Genomic DNA, 21,333 nt, shown 5'->3' with positions numbered 1-21,333 from the left:
GGGGAAACGCGGCGGCGCCGCCCCGGGAGAGCCCGTGGACGGCGCCGTCGTGGAACGCGGGAGTGGAACGCGGGAAACGTCAGGTCTTCGAGCTGGAACGCTTGAAGATCTTGTTGCCCAGCCAGACCAGCGGGTCGTACCTCCGGTCGACGACGCGCTCCTTCATGGGAATCAGCGCGTTGTCAGTGATCTTGATGTGCTCGGGGCAGACCTCGGTGCAGCACTTGGTGATGTTGCAGTAGCCGAGACCGTGCTCCTCCTGGGCGGAGTCCTTGCGGTCGGCCACGTCGTACGGGTGCATGTCCAGCTCCGCGATCCGCATCAGGAAGCGCGGACCGGCGAAGTTGGTCTTGTTCTCCTCGTGGTCACGGATGACGTGACAGACGTTGTTGCACATGAAGCACTCGATGCACTTGCGGAACTCCTGGGACCGCTCGACGTCGATCTGCTGCATGCGGAACTCGCCCGGCTTCACGTTGGCCGGAGGGGTGAAGGACGGGATCTCCCTGGCCTTCTGGTAGTTGAACGACACGTCCGTGACGAGGTCCTTGATCACCGGGAACGTCCGCATGGGCGTCACGGTGATCGTCTCCTCCTCGGTGAAGGTGGACATCCGGGTCATGCACCCGAGCTTCGGCTTGCCGTTGATCTCCATCGAGCACGAGCCGCACTTGCCGGCCTTGCAGTTCCAGCGGACGGCCAGGTCCGGGGCCTGGGTCGCCTGGAGCCTGTGGATGATGTCGAGGACGACCTCGCCCTCGTTCACCTCGACCGTGAAGTCCTCGAGCTTGCCCTCGCCGCCCTCGCCCCGCCAGACGCGGAACTTCGCCTTGTAACTCATGGTTACTCCTTGGCCAGCGCGTCAAAGGCGGCCAGCTCTTCCTCGGTGATGTACTTCTTCAGCTCGTCGCGGTCGAACAGCGCGATGAGGTCGTCCCGCATCGGAGGCTGCGCCTGCTCCTCCACCGTGACGCCGGAGCCGTCCGGGGTGAGGCCACAGAGCAGGATCTTGGTCCGCCACTCGGGCGACATGCCGGGGAAGTCGTCGCGCGTGTGGCCGCCTCGGCTCTCCTGGCGCAGCAGGGCCGCCTTCGCCACGCACTCCGAGACCAGGAGCATGTTGCGCAGGTCGAGGGCGAGGTGCCAGCCCGGGTTGTAGATGCGGCTGCCGGCCGCGCCGACGCCCTGGGCCCGCCCCTTGAGCTTCTCCACCGCCTCCAGCGCCTCGGAGACCTCCTCGGCCTTGCGGATGATGCCGACCAGCTCGTTCATCGTCCGCTGCAGCTCGTGGTGGACCTCGTACGGGTTCTCGCCCGCGCGCTCCAGCGGGGCCAGCGCCTCCGCGCTCGCCTCGGCCACGACCTCCTCGGAGATCCTCGGCCGGGCCGCCAGGCCGTCCACGTACGAGGCCGCGCCCGCCCCCGCGCGGCGGCCGAACACCAGCAGGTCGGACAGCGAGTTGCCGCCCAGCCGGTTGGAGCCGTGCATGCCGCCGGAGACCTCACCGGCCGCGAACAGGCCGGGCACGCCCGCCGCGCCGGTGTCGGCGTCGACCTCGACGCCGCCCATGATGTAGTGGCACGTCGGGCCGACCTGCATCGCCTCCTTGGTGATGTCGACGTCCGCCAGCTCCTTGAACTGGTGGTGCATCGACGGCAGCCGCTTGATGATCTCAGCGGCCGGGAGGCGGGTGGAGACGTCGAGGTAGACGCCGCCCTGGGGCGACCCGCGGCCCGCCTTCACCTCGGAGTTGATGGCCCGCGCGACCTCGTCGCGGGGGAGCAGCTCCGGAGGGCGGCGGTTGTTGGCCTGGTCGGTGTACCAGCGGTCGCCCTCCTCCTCGGTGGTGGCGTACTTGTCCTTGAACACGTCCGGGATGTAGTCGAACATGAAGCGCTTGCCCTCGGAGTTTCTCAGCACCCCGCCGTCACCGCGGACGGACTCGGTGACGAGGATGCCCCTGACCGAGGGCGGCCAGACCATCCCGGTGGGATGGAACTGGATGAACTCCATGTTGATCAGCTTCGCGCCGGCCAGCAGGGCCAGCGCGTGGCCGTCGCCGGTGTACTCCCACGAGTTGGACGTGACAACGTACGACTTGCCGATGCCGCCGGTGGCGAGCACGATCGCGGGGGCGTCGAACAGGATGAGCTTGCCGTTCTCCCGCCAGTAGCCGAAGGCCCCGGAGATCGCGCCGCTCCCGCCGGGATCCGTCTCCTTGAGCAGGCGGGTGACCGTGCACTCCTGGAAGACCTTGATGTACGCCTCGGCGTCGCCGTGGAGCTTCTCGTCCTCCTGCTGGAGCGCGACCACCCGCTGCTGCAGGGTACGGATCAGCTCCAGGCCCGTGCGGTCGCCGACGTGGGCCAGCCGGGGGTACTCGTGCCCGCCGAAGTTGCGCTGGCTGATCTTGCCGTCCTTGGTGCGGTCGAACAGCGCGCCCCACGCCTCCAGCTCCCAGACCCGGTCGGGGGCCTCCTTGGCGTGCAGCTCGGCCATCCTCCAGTTGTTGAGGAACTTGCCGCCGCGCATGGTGTCGCGGAAGTGCACCATCCAGTTGTCGTCGCTGTTGACGTTGCCCATCGCGGCGGCCGCGCCGCCCTCGGCCATGACCGTGTGCGCCTTGCCGAACAGCGACTTGCAGACGATCGCCGTCCGCTTGCCCTGCTGGCGGGCCTCGATGGCCGCCCGCAGCCCCGCACCGCCGGCGCCGATGACGACGACGTCGTATTCGTGACGCTCGATTTCCACAGGAGATCCTTATGCGAACGAGAAGGCGATGATGCCCTTGGCGACCAGGCGCACGTACAGGTCGGCGCCCATGACGGAGAACATGGAGATCAGCGCGAGCTGCGAGTGCCTGGCGTTGAGCTTGGAGACGAAGCCCCAGGCCCGGTAGCGGATCGGGTGCTTGGAGAAGTGGTTCAGGCGCCCGGCCGTGATGTGCCGGCAGGAGTGGCACGACAGGGTGTACAGGTTGATCAGGACCGCGTTGACGATCAGGATCCACGTGCCCAGCCCGGCGGGCCTCTCGATCAGGGCCTTCACCGCGTCGTACGCCAGGATGAGGCCGACGACGATCGCCGCGTAGAAGAAGTAGCGGTGGACGTTCTGCAGGATCAGCGGGAACCGCGACTCGCCGGAGTACTTCTTGTGCGGCTCGTTCACCGCGCAGGCCGGGGGCGAGAGCCAGAACCCCCGGTAGTAGGCCTTGCGGTAGTAGTAACAGGTGAAGCGGAACCCCGCGGGAAGGCCGAGGATCAGCAGACCGGGAGGCAGGGTGTACCAGTCGCCGAAGGGGGCGAGGCCGAACAGCCGCGCGTCCGGCGGACAACTCGTCGCCAGACAGGGCGACGCGAACGGCGCGTGATACGGCGACACGAAGTAGCTTGTATCAAAGATCGCCCACGTGGCGTAGACGAGGAATGCCGTGAAAATGATGAAAGTGACCAGCGGATAGCGCCACCACTGATCGGTTCGCAGGGTGCGCTCCTTGATCTGCGCACGTTGCCTTCTGGCCGGGCTCTCGGCCGTTGTCTGGGTCATCGAGACCTCTCCACCTCCCGCGGATCCCGCTCGCCCAGGGATCCGGGTTGTTTCAGTTGTTGCCGCGCGTCCGGGGCATCGTCGCGCCGGCTCACACGTGCGCGCGCATGTTGGTGGGGGATACGTTACGACGGAGCCTAGGGGTTGTGTGTAAGGGGTCTCTCACAATTTCACCGACCCGGTGTGATTCCTGTCACGTTCGACTGCCAAGGGCCTCTCGCCTGCGACGTCTCATGGGGTGGACGATCACAGGGAGGTCTCGGGAGGTCATGGGCACGGATGCGGCGGATGAGCAACCCCTAACCCCACCCCCCATCGTGCCCCCGGCGGGTCTCAGTAGTGCTGGCTGGAGTTGGGCAGCTTGACGACGGTCACGAAGAAGTCGTCGATCCGCCGGACCACGCTGATGAACTGGTCGAAGTCGACCGGCTTGGAGACGTAGGCGTTGGCGTGCAGGTTGTAGCTGCGCAGGATGTCCTCCTCCGACTCCGACGTGGTCAGCACGACCACCGGGATCCCGCGGAGCTTCTCGTCGGCCTTGATGTCCTGGAGCACCTCCCGGCCGTCCTTGCGGGGCAGGTTGAGGTCGAGCAGGATCAGGTCGGGCCGGGGCATGTCGGCGTAGTCGCCCTCCTTGCGCAGGAAGGCCATGGCCTGCTCGCCGTCGTTGACCACGTGCAGCTTGTTGCGGACCTTGTTGAGCTCGAACGCCTCCCGCGTCAGCAGGACGTCACCCGGGTCGTCCTCGACCAGGAGCACGTCGATCCAGCGCAGGTCATTCATCAAAATCTCCTGTGGGAAGGGTCCAGCGGAAGGTCGTGCCCGACTTGGCGGGTTTCTCGACGTTCGCACTGTTCTCGGTGATCGCGGCGTTCTCAGGGTTCTCGGTGGTTCCGGCAGCCTCGGCGGTCCCGGCGTTCTCGGTGACTTCGGCGGTCGCGGCGGTTCCGGGCTTTTCGGTCTTTTCGCTGTTCTTGGTGTTCTTGGTGTTCTCGCCGTCTCCGGTGTCGACCCAGATGCGGCCGCCGTGGTATTCGACGATCTTCTTGCAGAGCGCCAGCCCGATGCCCGTGCCCGCGTACATGTCCCGCCCGTGCAGGCGCTGGAAAATCAGGAAGATGCGGTCAGTGTATTTGCTCTCGATACCGATGCCGTTGTCGGTGCAGGAGAACTCCCACATGTCCCCGGCGCGCCGCGCCCCGATGTGGATCACCGGCGGGTCCTGCGACTGGAACTTGATCGCGTTGCCGATGAGATTCTGGAAGAGCTGGGTCAGCTGCGCCCGGTTGCCGTACACCTCGGGCAGCTCGTCGTGGGTGACCGTCGCCCCGCTGTCCTCGATGGTCGCGCCGAGGTTGTTCAGCGCGGCCCTGAACGGCACGGTGGTGTCGATCCTGGTGCGATCGCCGCCCATCCTGCCGACCCGGGAGAAGTCGAGCAGGTCGTTGATCAGCATCTGCATGCGCTTGGCGCCGTCGACGGAGAAGGCGATGTACTGCTTGGCGCGCTCGTCGAGCTGGTCGCCGTAGCGCTGCTCCAGCATCTGGGTGAAGCTCGCCACCTTGCGCAGCGGCTCCTGCAGGTCGTGACTGGCCACGTAGGCGAACTGTTCGAGCTCGCCGTTGGAGCGCTTCAGCTCCGCCGCCTGGTCCTCCAGCTTGCGCTGCGTCTCCGAGGACCGGCGCCACTCGGCGAGGATGCGGCGGCGCATCGCGTCGACGTGGCCCGACAGCTCGGACAGCTCGGCCGGGCGCTCGACCCTGAGCCTGTGGTCGAAATCCCCCTGGGCGACCGCGCGGACCTGTCCGTTCAGCTCCGCCAGCGGGCGGAGCACCGCGTACCGCACGATGAGCACCGCGGCGATCGCGGCCACGACCAGCGCCAGGGCCACCCCGATGAGCGCGGCGTAGAGGGCCTGCCAGCCGAGGTCGAGCCGTACGACACCGGCCTCGTGCAGCCGGTTCAGGTGGTTCTGGAGCTCCGCGAGGGACTGGCGGATCTCGTTGAACCGGGTGGCGTTGATGGCGGCGTTCTGCCGGGCGGCCTCGGTCTTCAGGGTCGGTACGGCGGCGATGACCTTCTCCGCGTAGTCGCGCCGCCAGGCGTCCCCCGCGGCCCTCAGCCCGGCCACCTCGGCACTGACCACCTGCCGTTCCGGTATCCGGGGAAGCAGCGAGGTGAGCGTGTCCAGCGAGGTCCTCTCCGCGGTGATCGCGTTCCGGTAGTCCCGCAGCGAGACGTCCTCGTTGGTCCTGCCGTACGCCCGCACCGAGCTCTCCTGCGAGGTCATCGCGTTGGAGATCTCCAGGAGGCGCAGCGCCGCCGGGTCGACGACGTTGACCAGTGTCTCCCTGGCCTCTCGCGTCTCCTCGATCGACTTGATCGTGACGGCGGCCGAGATCATGAAGACCAGCGCGATGCCCACCCCGGCGAACGTGAACCAGCGGCCCACCGGAAGGTTCCCGAACCCCGTCGAGGGGGTGAACGCGGGCAGGGGCTGTGGCCGCGAACGGTCGGAACGGCCGGTCATCGTGTTCCGTTCCGGGAGATGAGCACGGTCGCGAGGTCGTCGCTGAGCGCGTCGCGGTTCAGCTCGATGACGCGTTCGATGAGGCGGTCGAGCTCGATCCCGCCCTGCTCCTGGACGAGCCTGAGGAGGCCCTCGGTGCCGAGCAGGTCGGGGCCGCCGCCCACGGTGGCCTCGATCAGGCCGTCGGTGTAGAGCAGCAGCGACCAGTCGTCGCCGAGTGGCACGTCGATCGCCGACCACTGGATGTCGTGGAAGATCCCCAATGGGGGCCCCGAGGGGGTGCCGGGCACCACGTCGATCACGCCGTCGCGGATCAGCAGCGGCGGCGGGTGGCCGACCACGTGCATCCGCGCCGTGCTGAGCGTGGGGTCGATCGTGACGATGCACAGGGTGGTGAAGATCTCCGCGGACTTGCGCTCCAGGCGGAGCACCGCCTCCAGGGTGCCGAGCAGCTCGTTGCCGGTGTGCCCGGCCAGGACCAGGGTCCGCCAGGCGATCCTGAGCGCGACCCCCAGCGCGGCCTCGTCGGGGCCGTGCCCGCACACGTCGCCGACCACCACGTGGACGGCGCCGTCAGGGCTCTGCACGGTGTCCCAGAAGTCACCGGCGAGCAGGGCACGCCTGCGTCCCGGCAGGTAGCGGGCCTGGTGGTCGAGGACCCCCGGGGTGAGCAGCGGGACCGGCAGCAGCCCGCGTTCGAGGCGGGAGTTCTCCTTGGTGAGCAGCTCGGCCTCGACCAGCTTGCGCTGGGCCAGGTCGGCGCGCTTGCGCTCTATCGAGTAGCGGATCGCCCGCGCCAGCAGGCGGGCCTCCACGTCCTGCTTGACCAGGAAGTCCTGGGCGCCGGCGGCGACGGCCTCCACGCCGACGTGGGTGTCGTTCAGACCGGTCAGCACGAGCACGGCGGCGTGCGGCGCCATCGACAGCACCTGCTCCAGTGCCTCGAGGCCGCTCGCGTCGGGCAGGGAGAGGTCGACGAGCACGCACCGCACGTCCTCGGTGAGACGCTCCCGGCTCTCGGCCAGGCTACGCACCCAAATGATCTTGGGTGGGTTGTCCGCCTCGCTGAGCAGCTCCTCCACGAGGAAGGCGTCGCCCGCATCGTCCTCGATGAGGAGAAGCGTGAGCGTTTCATTGGCGGGGGCGGTCACTGACGCCTCTTCGTTGGATCGGGAAAACCTGTCGACGCTACGTAGAATAGTGTGACACCGGGACTTAGAGGGTGTTGATCAGTCCCCTTGATCCACGTGGCCGATATCGTGCCCGCCGCACGTCGGGAACGCGCCACAGTCCCCGCCAGGTGCCCCCCCGGCCGTCCCGCAGACGGCCGCCCGCGCCGCTGGCCGCCGTGGCGGTTTCCGGAGCGGGCCCGCCGGATGGGAGTCATCTCTCGGTGATGGTGATCAGGTCGAGCCCCTGGGGGAGGCTGCCGTCGCGGGCGGCCTCGGTGAGGAAGAGGAGCAGGGTCGCGCGGAACGCCTGGGCGGCGCGGGTGGGCTCGACGTCCTTGCGGTGCGCGATGGCCACGGTACGGCGCAGCCCGGGAGGCGCCAGCGGCGTCCCCGTCAGTCCGGGGCGGCCGTCCAGCACCATCGAGGGAACCAGCGCGATCCCCAGCCCGGCCTCCACGAAGCGCAGCACGGCGTCCATCTCGCCGCCCTCCACCGCGAACCTGGGCTCGAACCCCGCCTGCCTGCAAGCGCTGAGCGTGGCCTCCCGCAGGTCGTACCCGCGCCTGAACATCACCATCGGCCGCCGCCGCAGCTCCTCGATGCGCACGTACGGCCTGCGGGTGTGATCGTTCGAGGGGGAGACGACGACGAGGTTCTCCCGCAGGATCTCCTCGGTGACGAGGGCCGGGTCGTCGTTGTGCAACGGCATGATGATCAGCGCCAGGTCGAGCTGGCCACGGGCGAGGGTACGGACCAGGTCGCGGGAGCCGCCCTCCTCCACGAACAGCTCGATGCCGGGGTAGGCGTGGTGGAACCTGGCCAGCGCGTCGGCGAGCAGCCCGGCGCAGAGCGAGGGGGTCGCGCCCAGCCGGACCCGGCCGCGGCGCAGGCCCGCCAGCTCGCCGACCTCGCTCCTGGCGGTCTCGGCGTCGGCCAGCATCCTGCGGGCCAGCGGCAGCAGCGCCTCGCCCGCCGGGGTCAGCGTGACGTTCCCCCGGGCGCGGCTGAACAGCGGCGCGCCGAGCTCGGCCTCCAGGGCCTTGATCTGCTTGCTCAGCGAGGGCTGGGCGACGCGCATCCCCTCGGCGGCCTGGGTGAAGTGCCGGGCCTCGGCGACCGCCACGAAGTAGGCGAGTTGCTGGAGCTGCACGTTTCCCAAGGGTAGGGGGTCCTCGGCGCCCGGCTTCATCGGCGTGCGTGTTCGCGGGCGTACGGGTCCCCGCACGGGCGAACGCGGCTGAAGCCGTTTGGGCGTCTGGAACTCTGAACGCGCGGACGTATGACGTATAACGCACGGACCTTCCGGTCCCGGATCCGGGACCGGTGGTGACGTGGGAGACGATGGGAGATCGGCCCGGGGAGCTGTGAGATTGCTCGCACCGCGCGGGCGGCGCGTTCCGGGAAGCGGCAGGAACGCACAGCTAATAGCCACAGGCTATGGAAACCACATCCACGATGACTTGGACGCCGGTAAATCCTCCTACTTAGCGTGACAGGCGTGACTGCCACGATTGAGCGCGGATCCGCCACCGCGCCGGTGAAACCCCCGGCGGACGCCCCCGCGAAGCCGACGCGGCCCAGGCGGGGCGGCTTCCTGAGCTCCTCCAACGGCAAGAAGGCCGTGATGGCCGTCACGGGTGCCGTGATGGTGCTCTTCCTGATCGGCCACATGGCCGGGAATCTCAAGAGCTTCTTCGGCGCGGAGTCCTTCAACTCCTACGCGGCCTTCCTGCGGACCATGGGCGAGCCGATCCTCCCGCACCGCGTCCTGCTGACCGTCGTCGAGATCGGGCTGGTCGTCGCGGTCGGGCTGCACATGTGGGCGGCGATCTCCCTGGCCCGGCGGGCACGCAAGGCCCGTCCGGTCAGGTACGCGGCCAGGCGCAAGTCCCAGGCGGGCGGCTACGCGGTCCACACCATGCGCTACGGCGGCGTCGTCATCGTGCTGTTCGTGGTCTACCACCTGCTCGACCTGACGTTCGGCGCGGTCAACCCGGCGGGTTCCGGCTCCACCCCGTACGAGCGACTGGTCGAGGGCTTCGCGCCGTCCCGCTGGTGGGTCACCCTGTTCTACGTGCTCGCGGTCGTCATGGTCGGCCTGCACCTGCGCCACGGCCTGTGGAGCGCCTTCCAGACGCTCGGCCTGGCGAGCCGTCGCGTCTACCGTCCGCTGAGGGCCGCCGCCACGGGGCTGTCGGCCCTGCTGGTCGTCGGCTTCCTCGCGGTCCCGGTCGCGGTCGCGATCGGAGTGATCAAGTGAGCGGGGCTTGGCGTGACGAGCGCGGTGACGTACGAGGAGCGGATTTCCCGTACGGCGGAGCGGACCTCCTGTACGGCGGAGTGGTCTTCCCGTACGGCGGGCGAGAAGCGGATCTTCCGCGTGGTGAGCGAGGAGCGGTGAGCGGGTCATGACCACGAGGTACACAGAGGGCGAGCCGATCCGCGACACCAAGGCCCCCGACGGCCCGATCGAGGACCGCTGGGAGAAGCGCAAGTTCGGCGCCAAGCTGGTCAACCCGGCCAACAAGCGCAAGCTCAACGTCATCGTCGTGGGCACCGGGCTGGCGGGCGGTTCGGCCGCCGCGACCCTCGGCGAGCTGGGCTACAACGTCACGTCCTTCTGCTACCAGGACACGCCCCGCCGCGCGCACTCCATCGCGGCCCAGGGCGGCATCAACGCGGCCAAGAACTACCGGGGCGACGGCGACTCGATCTACCGGCTGTTCTACGACACGGTCAAGGGCGGCGACTTCCGCGCCCGCGAGTCCAACGTCTACCGGCTCGCCCAGGTCAGTGTGAACATCATCGACCAGGCCGTGGCCCAGGGCGTGCCGTTCGCCCGGGAGTACGGCGGCCTGCTCGACACCCGCTCCTTCGGCGGCGCGCAGGTCTCCCGTACCTTCTACGCCAGGGGCCAGACGGGCCAGCAGCTCCTGCTCGGCGCGTACCAGGCGCTGGAGCGGCAGATCGCGGCCGGAACCGTCAAGATGCACACCCGCCACGAGATGCTCGACCTGATCGTCTCCGACGGCCGGGCGCGCGGCGTCATCGTCCGCGACATGGTCACCGGCGAGATCGAGCGGCACCTGGCCGACGCGGTCGTGCTGGCCAGCGGCGGGTACGGCAACGTGTTCTTCCTGTCGACCAACGCCAAGGGCTGCAACACCACGGCGATCTGGCGGGCACACCGGCGCGGCGCGATGTTCGCCAACCCCTGCTACACCCAGATCCACCCGACCTGCATCCCGGTCAGCGGCGACTACCAGTCGAAGCTGACCCTGATGTCGGAGTCGCTGCGCAACGACGGCCGCGTGTGGGTGCCGCTGGAGCGGGGCGACGCCCGTCCGGCCTCGGAGATCCCCGAGGAGGAGCGCGACTACTACCTGGAGCGCATCTACCCGGCGTTCGGCAACCTGGTCCCGCGCGACATCGCCTCCCGCGCCGCGAAGAACGTCTGCGACGAGGGGCGCGGCGTCGGCCCCGGCGGCCTGGGCGTCTACCTCGACTTCGCCGACGCGATCCGCCGCCTGGGCCGCGACGCGGTGGAGAAGAAGTACGGCAACCTCTTCGAGATGTACGAGCGCATCACCGGCGAGGACCCCTACGCCCAGCCGATGCGCATCTACCCGGCCGTCCACTACACGATGGGCGGCCTGTGGGTGGACTACGACCTGCAGTCGACGATCCCCGGCCTGTTCGTGATCGGCGAGGCCAACTTCTCCGACCACGGAGCCAACCGTCTCGGCGCGTCCGCGCTGATGCAGGGCCTGGCCGACGGCTACTTCGTGCTGCCGACCACGATCGGCGACTATCTCGCGAACGGCCCGTACGGCGAGGTCGACGAGGAGGCCGTGGCCGAGGCCGAGGTGGCGGTGCGCGAGAAGATCGCGAGGCTGCTGTCGAACGACGGGGACCGCACCGCCGACTCCTACCACCGCGAGCTGGGCAAGCTCATGTGGGACTACTGCGGCATGGAGCGCACCGAGGAGTCGCTGCGCAAGGCCCTGGAGCGGATCCCCGAGCTGCGCGAGGAGTTCTGGAGGAACGTGAAGGTCTCCGGCGAGGCCGGGGAGCTCAACCAGGCGCTGGAGCGGGCCGGGCGGGTGGCCGACTTCTTCGACCTGGCCGAGCTGATGTGCGTCGACGCGCTGCACCGCACCGAGTCGTGCGGCGGCCACTTCCGCGCCGAGTCGCAGGACGCCGACGGCGAGGCGCTGCGCGACGACGAGCACTTCGCCTACGTCGCCGCCTGGGAGTACGGGGAGCAGGGCCCGATCCTGCACAAGGAAGATCTCGACTACGAGTACGTCAAGATGAGCCAGCGGAGTTACAAGTGAACCTGACACTCAAGGTCTGGCGGCAGAGAGGTCCCGAGGACAAGGGCCGCATGGTCACCTACCGGGTCGAGGACGTGTCGCCGGACATGTCCTTCCTGGAGATGCTCGACGTCCTCAACGAGCGGCTCATCCTGGAGGGCGACGACCCGGTCGCCTTCGACCACGACTGCCGCGAGGGCATCTGCGGCATGTGCGGCATGGTCATCAACGGTGTCGCGCACGGCGAGCAGGTGGCCACCACCACCTGCCAGCTGCACATGCGGCACTTCGAGGACAACGCGGTCATCACCATCGAGCCGTGGCGCGCCGCGCCCTTCCCGGTGGTGAAGGACCTGGTCGTGGACCGCTCGGCGTTCGACCGGATCATCCAGGCGGGCGGCTTCGTCTCCGTACCGGCGGGATCGGCCCCCGACGCGCACAGCGTCCCGGTGAAGAAGGTCGACGCCGACGCGGCGTTCGACGCGGCCACCTGCATCGGCTGCGGCGCCTGTGTCGCCGCCTGCCCGAACGGCTCGGCCTCCCTCTTCACCGCCGCCAAGATCACCCACCTGGGCCTGCTGCCGCAGGGCCAGCCTGAGCGCGACTCCCGCGCCAAGGCCATGGTCGAGCAGATGGACGCGGAGGGCTTCGGCGGCTGTACCAACACCGGCGAGTGCACGGCGGTCTGCCCCAAGGGCATCCCGCTGGACACCATCGCCCAGATGAACCGCGACTACCTGCGGGCCGCGAAGTAGGTTCCGCCGAAGGCGGGAGCCACCCCGGCCACCGGGGCGGCTCCCGCCTTTCCCGTCCCGGACGGCCGGTACTCTCCGGTCGACGGCCGAGGCCCTGGCACGCTCAAACCGTCACCGGACGGCCCTGACGGCACCGACGCTTCCGCGCACCCGAACCGTCACCGGACGGCCCTGACGGCACCGATACCCCGGCTCGCCCGGACCGGCTCCCCACCCGCCGGTCGCGTACCCGGTCCCTCGGTTCGGTGCGGTTAGCCCAGCTCGACGACGATCTCCCGTCGCAGGCTCGTGAAGTCGAGGCCCGCGTCGGCCAGGACCTTGCTGCCCAGCCCCTCGCCCTCGCGCAGGACGCCCAGCAGGATGTGCCCGTCGCCGATGTGGTTGTGCTTGAGGTTGACGGCCTCGCGAAGGGACAGCTCCAAGGTCTTCTTCGCCCGGGGACTGAAGGGGATGTGGGAGCCGCCGAGCACGCGGCCCCGCCGATCGGTGCGGGGCCTGCGGTCCAGGGCGCCGGGCCCGAAGGCCGCCTCGACCTTCTCCCTGATGGCCGACAGGTCGATGCCGATCGACTCCAGCGCCTCGGCGTCGAGGGCGTCGCCCGGTTTCGGCGGGGTGAGGCGGGTGACCGCCCGGTAGGCGCCGGAGTGGTCGAGGCCGTGACGGCCCAGCACCCGTGCCGAGAGGCTCTCCGGCTGGTCGAGCAGGCCGAGCAGGATGTGCTCGGTGCCGATGACGTCGTGCCGCAGTCTGCGGGCGTTCTCCTGAGCGAGGATCACCGCTTGGCGGGCCTCGCGGTGGAACCGTTCGAACATCGCTATCTCTCCCGTCTCAGCAACCCTCGGCCACCCGCGTACTTCTTGTGCACCGCCTGCCGGGTCACTTCCAGGCAGTGCGCGATCTCCTGCCAGGACCAGCCCTGCTCCCGCGCGTTCTCCACCTGGAGGGCCTCCAGCCGGTCGACCAGCGTTCGCAGTGCCCGCACGGCCCGCAGGCCCACGGCCGGATCGCGGCTACCGGCGTCGGATGCCAGCTGCGCCGTATCACTCATGGATGTCAATTTAGGTTGACGCAAACCGCTTGTCAACCCTGATTGACGGCGACACGCCGGGGAGGCCGAAAATGGTTTGCCTGGTCAGGGCGGAGTTTGGAACCCTTTCAGGGAGATGCGTTCCCTACCCACCGCCAACCCTGGCGTTCCCGATGCCCGCAGTCCGATCAGATACCTGCGGTGGGTGGCCCACACGCAAAGGGGCCCACTGCTCCTCGGCATCGTCTACGCCATCCTGTGGTGGCTCGCGATGGCGCTCGTGCCGTACGCCATCGGCAAGGGGATCGACGCCATCAGGGCCGGGGACGCGTCGTCCCTGACCAGCTGGGGCGGGGTGGTGCTCGCCCTGGGGATCGCGCAGGCCGTCACCGGCATCCTGCGTCACCGGCTGGCCGTCTACAACTGGCTCGCCGCCGCCTACCGGACCGTGCAGGTCACCGCGAGGCAGGCGACCCGGCTGGGCGCGACCCTGCCCAAGCGCATGTCCACCGGCGAGGTCGTCAGCGTCGGCAACTCCGACATCGCCCACATCGGCAACGCGATCGACATCCTCATCCGGGGCAGCGGCGCGGTCGTCGCCATCGCCGTCGTGACCGTCATCCTGATGGACAGTTCGCCGCCACTCGGCCTGATGGTGCTGGTGGGCCTGCCCCTCATGGCGGTCGCCGTCGCCCCCCTGCTCAAGCCGCTGCACCGCCGCCAGAACGCCCACCGCGACCTCCAGGGCGACCTCTCCACCCGCGCCGCCGACATCGTCGCCGGGCTGCGGGTGCTGCGCGGCATCGGCGGCGAGCGGGTCTTCGCCGACCGCTACGGCGCCGAGTCCCAGCGGGTACGGCGTGCGGGCGTGCGGGTGGCCTCCGTCGAGTCGATGCTGGAGGGCGCGCAGGTGCTGCTGCCGGGGCTGCTGATCACCGCGGTGACCTGGCTCGGCGCGACCTTCGCGATGCGCGGCGAGATCAGCCCCGGTCAGCTCGTCGCCTTCTACGGCTACGCCGCCTTCCTGATCGCCCCCGTGCGCACCCTCACCGAGGCCGCGGACAAGCTGACCAAGGGACACGTCGCCGCCCGCAGGGTGGTGCGCATCCTCTCGCTGAAGCCGGAGGTGGAGGGCGGCACCGGCCGCTCGGAGGGCGGCCTGCTGCGTGACGTGGCCTCCGGGGTCGCGGTGCGCCCCGGCATGCTCACCGCCGTCGCGGCGGCCGTTCCCGAGGAGGCCGCGACCATCGCCGACCGGCTCGGCCGCTACAGCGAGGGCGACGTCGACTTCGGCGACGTGGCGCTCGCGACCCTGCCGATCTCCGAGGTGCGCCGCCGGATCCTCGTCGCCGACAACGACGCCAAGCTGTTCGCCGGGGTGCTCAGGGACGAGCTCGACGTCACCGGCAGGGCCACGGCCGAGGAGCTCAGGCAGGCGCTGCGGGCCGCGTGCGCCGAGGACATCGTCGAGGCGCTGCCCGGCGGTCTGGACGGGCGCGTCGCCGAGGCGGGCCGGGAGTTCTCCGGCGGCCAGCAGCAGCGGCTCCGGCTCGCCAGGGCGCTCACCGTCGACCCGGAGGTGCTCATCCTCATCGAGCCCACCAGCGCGGTCGACGCCCACAGCGAGGCGCGGATCGCCGACCGGCTGGCCAAGGCCCGCGTCGGCAAGACCACGCTGGTCTGCACGACCAGCCCGCTGGTGCTCGACCGCACCGACCATGTCATCTACGTCGAGGGAGGCGTCGTGCGCGCCCAGGGCACGCACCGGGAGCTCCTGGCCGCCCACCCGGGTTACACCGCCGTCGTCACCCGGAGGGAAGAGTCATGAGCAGGCAGATCCTGCCCGTCGCCGACCAGGCGCAGGTCCGCGCGTACGCCCGAAGGCTCACCCTGAAGTACCCCCGCGACCTGACCGTGGCCCTGGTCCTGCACGCCCTGGCCGCCGTCGCGGGCCTCGCGGTGCCGTGGCTGCTCGGCGGCCTCGTCCAGGGCGTCCACAACGGCTCCGGGGTCGATGTCGCCCAGGTGTCGCTGGCCATCGGCGGCTTCGTGGTCACCCAGGCGGTGCTGGTCAGGTTCGCCGTCTACGCCTCGTCCAGGCTCGGGGAGAAGGTCCTCGCCGAGTTGCGCGAGGAGTTCGTCGGGCGGGTGCTCGGCCTGCCGCTGTCCACGGTCGAGCGCGCCGGATCCGGTGACCTGATCTCACGGACCTCGCGCGACGTCGACTCGCTGTCGCGCACCGTACGGCACGCCGTGCCCGAGACGCTGATCGCGCTGGTCACCTGCGTGATCACCGTCGGCGCGCTCGTCGTGGTCGGGCCGCTGCTCGCGCTGCCCGCGCTGCTGGCCGTCCCCGTCCTGTGGATCTCCACCCGCTGGTATCTCAAGCGGGCCAGAGACGGATACCTGCGCGAGAGCGCGGCGTACGCCGACATGACCGACGGCCTGGCCGAGACGGTCAACGGCGCCCGCGCCGTGGAGGCCCTGGGCCTGCAGAGGCGGCGCCACCGCCGCACCGACGCCGACATCGCCGAGTCGTGGGCGGCCGAGAGCTACACGCTGGGGCTGCGCACGGTCTGGTTCCCCTCGGTCGAGCTCGGCTACGTGATCCCGATCGTGGCGACGCTGGTCATCGGCGGCCTCTTCTGCGTCCGGGGCTGGGTCACGCTGGAGCAGGTCACCGCCGCCACGCTGTACGTCCAGCAGCTCATCGACCCGCTCGACCGGCTGCTCATGTGGATCGACGAGCTCCAGGTCGGCGGCGCCTCCATGGCCCGCCTGCTGGGCGTCGCCGAGGTGCCCGACGACCGCGAGGCCGGTTCCGGCGCCCCCGAGGGCAGCGAGCTGAGGGCCGACGACGTTCGCTACGCCTACCGCGAGGGCCACGACGTGCTGCACGGCATCGACCTGACGGTGCGGCCGGGGGAGCGGCTCGCCATGGTCGGCCCGTCCGGGGCCGGCAAGTCCACGCTGGGCCGCCTGCTCGCGGGCATCCACGGCCCCCGCACCGGCTCCGTCGCGGTCGGCGGCGTCCCGCTGGTCGAGCTCCCCCTGGACGACCTGCGCGGCCACGTCGCCCTGGTGACCCAGGAGCACCACATCTTCCGTGGCACCGTACGCGACAACGTGCTGATCGCCCGGCCCGACGCCGACGACGCCCGGGTCCGCGAGGTGCTGGAGGCCGTGAACGCCTGGGAGTGGGTCGAGGCCCTGCCCAAGGGGCTCGACACGGCCGTCGGCTCCGGCGGCGAGGCCATCCCCGCCGCCCAGGCGCAGCAGCTGGCCCTGGCCCGGCTCGTCCTGGCCGACCCGCACACCCTCGTCCTCGACGAGGCCACCTCGCTGATCGACCCCCGCGCCGCCCGCCACCTGGAACGCTCGCTCGCCGCCGTCCTCGACGGCCGTACGGTCATCGCCATCGCCCACCGCCTCTACACGGCCCACGACGCCGACCGCGTCGCGGTGGTGGAGGACGGCCGCATCAGCGAACTCGGCTCCCACGAGCAACTGGTCGCGGCGGGAGGCCCGTACGCGGCACTGTGGAGCAGCTGGCACGGCACGTCCCGGTGAGACCGGGTTCCTGTGGCTCTCACCGGGACGTACAAGTCACACTTTCGTGCAACGATCAGCCCGTTCCCGACGCGCCGGTAGACGTGATCTCCGCCCAGATGACCCTTCCGTCCATCAGGGGAACCGTGCCGAGCGGCTCTGGCGGCGGCGCGTGCCGGGGTGTTCCGGTCCCGGTGAGCCGTGTTCCGCAGATCTTTCGGAGACGAGGGTCGGCTGGGTGAAGAACGTCTCCGGTCGGGAGAGGGCCTCGCGGGTCAGGGGGCGGTAAGGATCGGGATCTTGCGCTGGATGAGGGCGGCGAGGGCGGCGTGGCCCTGGCTGCTGAGGTGCAGCACCGCGGCGCCGCCCTCCTGGCCGGGGGCGAGGGCGTCGAATCCCCGGTAGAACGGGGTGGCGGACTCGCACAGCGAGTGCCCGGCGAACTCGGGGTGCAGGGTCGTCGAACTCCGGTGCGGGCTGACGAACCGGACGTCGACCCCGCGCGCCCTGGCGGCCCGCGCGGTCCGGGACAGGGTCGCGTCCAGCGTGCCGGAGACCCGCGCTCCCGCCAGGCGCTCCTCGGCGCTGAACACACCGGCGTCGCAGATCGGGTCGAGTTGGACGCCGGTGGCGTTCTGGCCACGGGTGACCGCCCTGCCGTACCCGGTCATGACGATCTGGGCGTGGGGGCTGCGGCGCCTGATCTCGCTGAGGAGGCCGCTCAGGGGGCGCTTCAGGGCGGGGACGCGGTCGAGGATCGCCGTGGTGGGCGCGCCGGTGCAGTCCGTCTGGACGCACAGGTTGCCGTATCCGGCGAAGCCGATGTCGTTGCCGCCGATGCTCAGTGTCACCAGGTCGGTGTTCCGGCGCAGCGCGTCGAGCTGCGGGGGCTCCCCCTTGAACGGCTGCCGCAGATCCTGGACGGTCGCCCCGCTGCACGTGACGTTGGTGAACCTCACATTCGCGCCGCGCCGCCGGAGCTGCTCGACGAGAATCGTGGAGGAGGAATTGCGGCTGCGATAACAGGTCCGCTCGGTGCCGGGCTCGTAGTCTCCGGCTCCCGTGCCGGATCCGTAGGAGTCGCCCAACGCCACCACGTCGAAGGACGGTGTGACACCGGCCGCCACCGCGGCGGGGGCCGCTGTCATCCCGGCGGCCATGGCGAGTCCCGCGAGGCCCGCGACGATTCTTGTGCGAGTGACCATCATCAGTGGTTGACCCTCCCGTTGAAACGACGAAGGCCATGGTGAAAGGGATTACCCGCCCCCCATGGTCGCTTCCCCGGTGAACCGCGAATTCGTGCCGGTGCGTTCACGGTCTGGAAGACGAAGACAGGGAACGCCGCCGGTTTTACGGACCATTCACGATGGTTCGGGCACTGATATTACGGCCGTTGTGCCGCGGAAATCTTGACAGAAGATAGATCTGGTATAGCGGGCCGTCCGTAACAGCCGGGGAAGACGCACCCGACGCGCCCGACGCGGTCCGCCCCGTACTCGCCGGGCACGGAGAGCGTGTCCCCGTGCCGCCGCGTCCGGCTCCCGGCGTCGCCGTGTCCGATGTCCGGCGAGCGGTGGTACGTGGGCCGGGGGCGCTCGCGGGGCGGATATGGTCGTCCCTATTTCACGATGCCACGGCAACCACCTGGGAAAACTCGTACACCACCGCCACGGGCGCAACCGCCGGACGACGATTCGTCGGACAGCGGGTCGCGGCGGTGCCCCGCATTTCGAGTCTCTTCGCGGCCAAAAATCGTTCAGTCCGGGAAGCTACACTCTCGCCCCATGGGTATAGGCCGCATCCTCTATCTCACTTTTGGCTGCATGTTGCTGCTTGTCGCCATGCTGATGGCGACGAACGAGAACGACCCCGAGAACATGCAACGGGCACACGTCTTCGCGCTGGGCGCCATCGGGTTGATGGTCGCCGGAGCCGCCTGCGGAGCCGCCGAGCGCCGGACCGGTCGCCCTCCGCAGGTTCCCCCGCAGCCCCCGGCTCCGCAGCACTACCCCCCGCAGGGTCACAACCCGCAGCAGGGGTACGTCCAGCAGGGCTACAACCTCCAGCAGGGGTACACCGTCCCGCAGGGGTACGACCCCCAGCAGGGCTACACCGCTCCCTACCCTCCCGGTCAGAACCACTGACGCGACCCCCTCGGACCGCGCTCCAAGTAGGTGTCGTCGCGAGGCGACGATGACCGGAGATTCGTCTCGGCCCAGGACAGGAGCCTCTCCGGGAAGGCCCGGGACAGGGCCTTCCCGAAGAGGACTCAGGACCGGAGAGGACTCAGGACAGGGCCTTCTTCAGGAAGTCGACCTGGAGCAGCAGCAGGTTCTCCGCCACGATCTCCTGCGGGGTCATGTGGGTGACCCCCGACAGCGGTAGCACGGTGTGCGGGCGGCCCCCGGCCAGCAGGGCGGAGGACAGGCGCAGGGTGTGCGCGGCGACCACGTTGTCGTCGGCCAGGCCGTGGATCAGCAGGAGGGGACGGTCCAGCTTCTCGGCGTCGGCGAACAGGGACGAGGACTCGTAGTGGCCCTCGTCCGGGTGGCCGAGGTAGCGCTCGGTGTAGCAGGTGTCGTACAGGCGCCAGTCGGTCACCGGGGCCCCGGCGACGGCCGCGTGGAACACGTCGGGGCGGCGGAGCACGGCCAGGGCGGCGAGGTAGCCGCCGAACGACCAGCCCCGGATGCCGACCCGCGACAGGTCCAGGTCGTCGGGGAACCGCGCGGCGGCGCCGTGCAGGGCGTCGATCTGGTCCTCCAGGACCGGGGTGGCCAGGTCGTGCAGGACGGCCCGCTCGAACTCGGGGCCGCGCCCCGGGGTGCCCCGGCCGTCGGCCACGACCACCGCGAAGCCCTGGTCGGCGAACCACTGGCTGGTCAGGTGCGCTCCGGCCGCGGCCAGCACGCGCTGGGCGTGCGGTCCGCCGTACGGGTCCACGAGGACCGGCAGCTTCGCCGAGCCGGGCACGTGGTCGGTGGGCAGGAGCACGGCGGTGGCCAGGTCGCGCTCGCCCGTCCTGATCAGGGAGACCCGCAGGTCGTAGCGGTACCGCTCGGCGTGGGAGGTGATGTGGCCGCGAGGCGTGCCGTTGTGCAGGACACGGGTGACCGAGCCCTCGCTGTCGAGGGTCTGGCCGGTGATCACCAGGGTGCCGCCAGCGGTGTGGCCGCTGTAGACGCCGCCCTCGGTCGGGCTGACAAGGGTGATCTGCCCCCTCCGGTAGGCCCAGACAGCGATCTCGGTGGGCTCCCCGCTCGCCCGGAAGAGCACGGTCTCGCCGTCGATGTCGAGGATCTCGCGGACCTGGAGGGTGGGCGGCGTGACAGGGGAGTCGCCGACGATCAGGCGGTGGCCGCCCTCCGAGGTGGCGGCCCAGACGAGGCTGCCGTCGGACAGGTGGCCGGGGACGCCGGTGACGATGTCGACCCAGGCGGGGTCGGTGTCCTCGCGCACGACCGTGGAGGTGCCGGTGGCCGGGTCGACGGCGAGCAGCCGCATGGTCCGCTGGTCGCGCGTCATGGTGACGATCGAGAGGCCGTGGGCGTCCCAGGCGGCGTTGACCAGGTATTCGTCGTCGAAGGGTACGGGGACGCGGGCTCCGCCGAGGGTGAGGACGAAGAGCTCGACCCCGGCGTTGGCCGTACCGGCGGAGGGGTAGCGCTGCTCGGTGGCGGGCCGGGCCGGGTTGGCCGGGTCGGCGATGTGCCAGCGCTGCACCGGCGCGTCGTCGGCCCGCTCGACCAGGATCGCGTCGCCGGACGGCGACCACCAGTAGCCCCGCATGCGGTCCATCTCCTCGGCGGCGACGAACTCGGCCAGGCCGTACGTCACCTCCGGGGACTCGGGACGGGCCAGCGCGTGGTCGACCTCGTCCTCCAGGTCCTGGATGTGGAACGCGCCGCCGGTCACGTAGCCGACGTGCACGCCGGTGGGGGACATCCGGGGGTCGATCACCGCTCCGGGGGTCTTCAGCCGCCGTACGTGCCTGGTCTTCAGGTCGACGACGTAGAGGCCGCCGGAGAGCGCGAACGTCGCGACGGTCACCGCGCTGTCGGTGCTGTACCCGACGATGCCCCCGGCCTGTTCCCGGCTCCGCTCGCGGCGCGCCCGCTCCTCGGGCGGCAGGTTCTCCTCGTCGGCCGCCAGGGCGCGCGGGTCGGCGATCAGCCGTTCCGTGCCGCTGAGGACGTCGTACTCCCACAGGCAGGTGACCGGGTCGAAGCCGCCCTTGGTCCGGAGGAAGACGATGCGGTCACCGCCCGGGGCGATCGTGAAGCCGCGCGGCACCCCGAGGGTGAATCGACGGGTTCTGGCGTGCAGGCGAGGGAAGCTCTCACTCATACGAGCCATCTTGCCAGTTCCGCATCGAGTGTCTTGTTTTCCGGGGGCTGACCGACAGGCAATCCGGAGGTTCTGCACGATGCCCGGCATC

18 protein-coding genes are annotated in these 21,333 nt (G+C 70.1%); 7 read left to right on the top strand and 11 right to left on the bottom strand.

From position 1 onward, the window contains the following. Positions 1-79 precede the first annotated feature (79 nt). The 7 genes from ABD817_RS28735 to ABD817_RS28705 form a co-directional block, all read right to left on the bottom strand. Positions 80-841 carry a succinate dehydrogenase/fumarate reductase iron-sulfur subunit gene (locus ABD817_RS28735; RefSeq protein ID WP_344921322.1) on the bottom strand — a complete coding sequence of 254 codons (762 nt, stop codon included), beginning with the start codon at positions 839-841 and terminating at the stop codon, positions 80-82. 2 nt (positions 842-843) lie between these two features. After that, positions 844-2,751: a fumarate reductase/succinate dehydrogenase flavoprotein subunit gene (locus tag ABD817_RS28730; protein ID WP_344921321.1), complete on the bottom strand. Its 1,908-nt coding sequence runs from the start codon at positions 2,749-2,751 to the stop codon at positions 844-846. A gap of 9 nt (positions 2,752-2,760) precedes the next feature. Continuing rightward, positions 2,761-3,546 carry a hypothetical protein gene (locus tag ABD817_RS28725; protein ID WP_344921320.1) on the bottom strand — a complete coding sequence of 262 codons (786 nt, stop codon included), beginning with the start codon at positions 3,544-3,546 and terminating at the stop codon, positions 2,761-2,763. A 333-nt stretch (positions 3,547-3,879) separates the two neighbouring features. After that, positions 3,880-4,329 (bottom strand): response regulator, encoded by a 450-nt coding sequence (locus tag ABD817_RS28720; RefSeq protein ID WP_344921319.1) that lies wholly within the window; start codon positions 4,327-4,329, stop codon positions 3,880-3,882. Further along, positions 4,322-6,076, bottom strand: coding sequence for a sensor histidine kinase (locus ABD817_RS28715; RefSeq protein WP_344921318.1), 1,755 nt, complete (start codon positions 6,074-6,076; stop codon positions 4,322-4,324). Before ABD817_RS28715 ends, ABD817_RS28720 begins: the two co-directional genes overlap by 8 nt. Next, positions 6,073-7,227, bottom strand: coding sequence for a PP2C family protein-serine/threonine phosphatase (locus ABD817_RS28710; RefSeq protein ID WP_344921317.1), 1,155 nt, complete (start codon positions 7,225-7,227; stop codon positions 6,073-6,075). Before ABD817_RS28710 ends, ABD817_RS28715 begins: the two co-directional genes overlap by 4 nt. 232 nt (positions 7,228-7,459) lie before the next feature. Continuing rightward, on the bottom strand, positions 7,460-8,398 hold the full coding sequence (locus ABD817_RS28705) for a LysR family transcriptional regulator (protein ID WP_344921316.1): 939 nt from the start codon (positions 8,396-8,398) through the stop codon (positions 7,460-7,462). A 348-nt stretch (positions 8,399-8,746) separates the two neighbouring features. Between ABD817_RS28705 and ABD817_RS28700 the strand changes: the two genes are divergently transcribed. Genes ABD817_RS28700 through ABD817_RS28685 form a run of 4 tightly spaced genes read left to right on the top strand, consistent with a single transcriptional unit; the run spans position 8,747 to position 12,319 of the window. After that, complete coding sequence (locus tag ABD817_RS28700; protein WP_344921315.1) at positions 8,747-9,508, top strand: succinate dehydrogenase cytochrome b subunit; 762 nt, start codon at positions 8,747-8,749, stop codon at positions 9,506-9,508. A gap of 12 nt (positions 9,509-9,520) precedes the next feature. Continuing rightward, positions 9,521-9,649 carry a hypothetical protein gene (locus tag ABD817_RS28695; RefSeq protein WP_344921314.1) on the top strand — a complete coding sequence of 43 codons (129 nt, stop codon included), beginning with the start codon at positions 9,521-9,523 and terminating at the stop codon, positions 9,647-9,649. Positions 9,650-9,656: 7 nt separating this feature from the next. Then, complete coding sequence (locus ABD817_RS28690; RefSeq protein ID WP_344921313.1) at positions 9,657-11,585, top strand: fumarate reductase/succinate dehydrogenase flavoprotein subunit; 1,929 nt, start codon at positions 9,657-9,659, stop codon at positions 11,583-11,585. Next, a complete protein-coding gene (locus ABD817_RS28685) occupies positions 11,582-12,319 on the top strand; it encodes a succinate dehydrogenase/fumarate reductase iron-sulfur subunit (RefSeq protein WP_344921312.1) in 738 nt (245 codons plus the stop codon). The genes ABD817_RS28690 and ABD817_RS28685 overlap by 4 nt, the downstream gene beginning before the upstream one ends. A gap of 251 nt (positions 12,320-12,570) precedes the next feature. On the opposite strand, the gene ABD817_RS28680 is transcribed toward ABD817_RS28685, so the two are convergent. Both ABD817_RS28680 and ABD817_RS28675 read right to left on the bottom strand, forming a co-directional pair. Next, a complete protein-coding gene (locus ABD817_RS28680; RefSeq protein WP_344921311.1) occupies positions 12,571-13,131 on the bottom strand; it encodes a Clp protease N-terminal domain-containing protein in 561 nt (186 codons plus the stop codon). A gap of 2 nt (positions 13,132-13,133) precedes the next feature. Then, positions 13,134-13,367 (bottom strand): RNA polymerase subunit sigma-70, encoded by a 234-nt coding sequence (locus ABD817_RS28675; RefSeq protein ID WP_329085846.1) that lies wholly within the window; start codon positions 13,365-13,367, stop codon positions 13,134-13,136. Positions 13,368-13,551: 184 nt separating this feature from the next. Between ABD817_RS28675 and ABD817_RS28670 the strand changes: the two genes are divergently transcribed. Next, positions 13,552-15,174, top strand: a complete 1,623-nt coding sequence (locus tag ABD817_RS28670) for an ABC transporter ATP-binding protein (protein WP_344921310.1) — start codon at positions 13,552-13,554, stop codon at positions 15,172-15,174. Beyond that, positions 15,171-16,916, top strand: a complete 1,746-nt coding sequence (locus ABD817_RS28665) for an ABC transporter ATP-binding protein (protein WP_344921309.1) — start codon at positions 15,171-15,173, stop codon at positions 16,914-16,916. Before ABD817_RS28670 ends, ABD817_RS28665 begins: the two co-directional genes overlap by 4 nt. A 254-nt stretch (positions 16,917-17,170) precedes the next feature. Here ABD817_RS28665 and ABD817_RS28660 read toward each other — a convergent pair whose 3' ends face one another. Further along, positions 17,171-18,103, bottom strand: a complete 933-nt coding sequence (locus tag ABD817_RS28660; protein WP_344921308.1) for an SGNH/GDSL hydrolase family protein — start codon at positions 18,101-18,103, stop codon at positions 17,171-17,173. 615 nt (positions 18,104-18,718) lie between these two features. On the opposite strand from ABD817_RS28660, the gene ABD817_RS28655 reads away from it, so the two are divergent. Beyond that, on the top strand, positions 18,719-19,039 hold the full coding sequence (locus ABD817_RS28655; protein ID WP_344921307.1) for a hypothetical protein: 321 nt from the start codon (positions 18,719-18,721) through the stop codon (positions 19,037-19,039). Positions 19,040-19,181: 142 nt separating this feature from the next. On the opposite strand, the gene ABD817_RS28650 is transcribed toward ABD817_RS28655, so the two are convergent. Next, the gene (locus tag ABD817_RS28650; protein ID WP_344921306.1) at positions 19,182-21,242 is read right to left on the bottom strand and encodes a S9 family peptidase; all 2,061 of its coding nucleotides are present in this window, start codon (positions 21,240-21,242) and stop codon (positions 19,182-19,184) included. Positions 21,243-21,333 lie beyond the last annotated feature (91 nt).

Source organism: Streptosporangium oxazolinicum (genome assembly GCF_039537505.1).
In the GTDB taxonomy this organism is placed as follows: Bacteria; Actinomycetota; Actinomycetes; order Streptosporangiales; family Streptosporangiaceae; genus Streptosporangium; species Streptosporangium oxazolinicum.
This window is presented reverse-complemented; position numbering and strand designations above follow the sequence as displayed.

Bases quoted from the DNA above. Each gene is read 5' to 3' on its own strand.
- ABD817_RS28735 (WP_344921322.1), bottom strand. From the start codon at position 841: ATGAGTTACAAGGCGAAGTTCCGCGTCTGGCGGGGCGAGGGCGGCGAG.
- ABD817_RS28725 (WP_344921320.1), bottom strand. From the start codon at position 3,546: ATGACCCAGACAACGGCCGAGAGCCCGGCCAGAAGGCAACGTGCGCAG.
- ABD817_RS28720 (WP_344921319.1), bottom strand. From the start codon at position 4,329: ATGAATGACCTGCGCTGGATCGACGTGCTCCTGGTCGAGGACGACCCG.
- ABD817_RS28715 (WP_344921318.1), bottom strand. From the start codon at position 6,076: ATGACCGGCCGTTCCGACCGTTCGCGGCCACAGCCCCTGCCCGCGTTC.
- ABD817_RS28690 (WP_344921313.1), top strand. From the start codon at position 9,657: ATGACCACGAGGTACACAGAGGGCGAGCCGATCCGCGACACCAAGGCC.
- ABD817_RS28680 (WP_344921311.1), bottom strand. From the start codon at position 13,131: ATGTTCGAACGGTTCCACCGCGAGGCCCGCCAAGCGGTGATCCTCGCT.
- ABD817_RS28675 (WP_329085846.1), bottom strand. From the start codon at position 13,367: ATGAGTGATACGGCGCAGCTGGCATCCGACGCCGGTAGCCGCGATCCG.
- ABD817_RS28665 (WP_344921309.1), top strand. From the start codon at position 15,171: ATGAGCAGGCAGATCCTGCCCGTCGCCGACCAGGCGCAGGTCCGCGCG.
- ABD817_RS28660 (WP_344921308.1), bottom strand. From the start codon at position 18,103: ATGATGGTCACTCGCACAAGAATCGTCGCGGGCCTCGCGGGACTCGCC.
- ABD817_RS28655 (WP_344921307.1), top strand. From the start codon at position 18,719: ATGTTGCTGCTTGTCGCCATGCTGATGGCGACGAACGAGAACGACCCC.
- ABD817_RS28650 (WP_344921306.1), bottom strand. From the start codon at position 21,242: ATGAGTGAGAGCTTCCCTCGCCTGCACGCCAGAACCCGTCGATTCACC.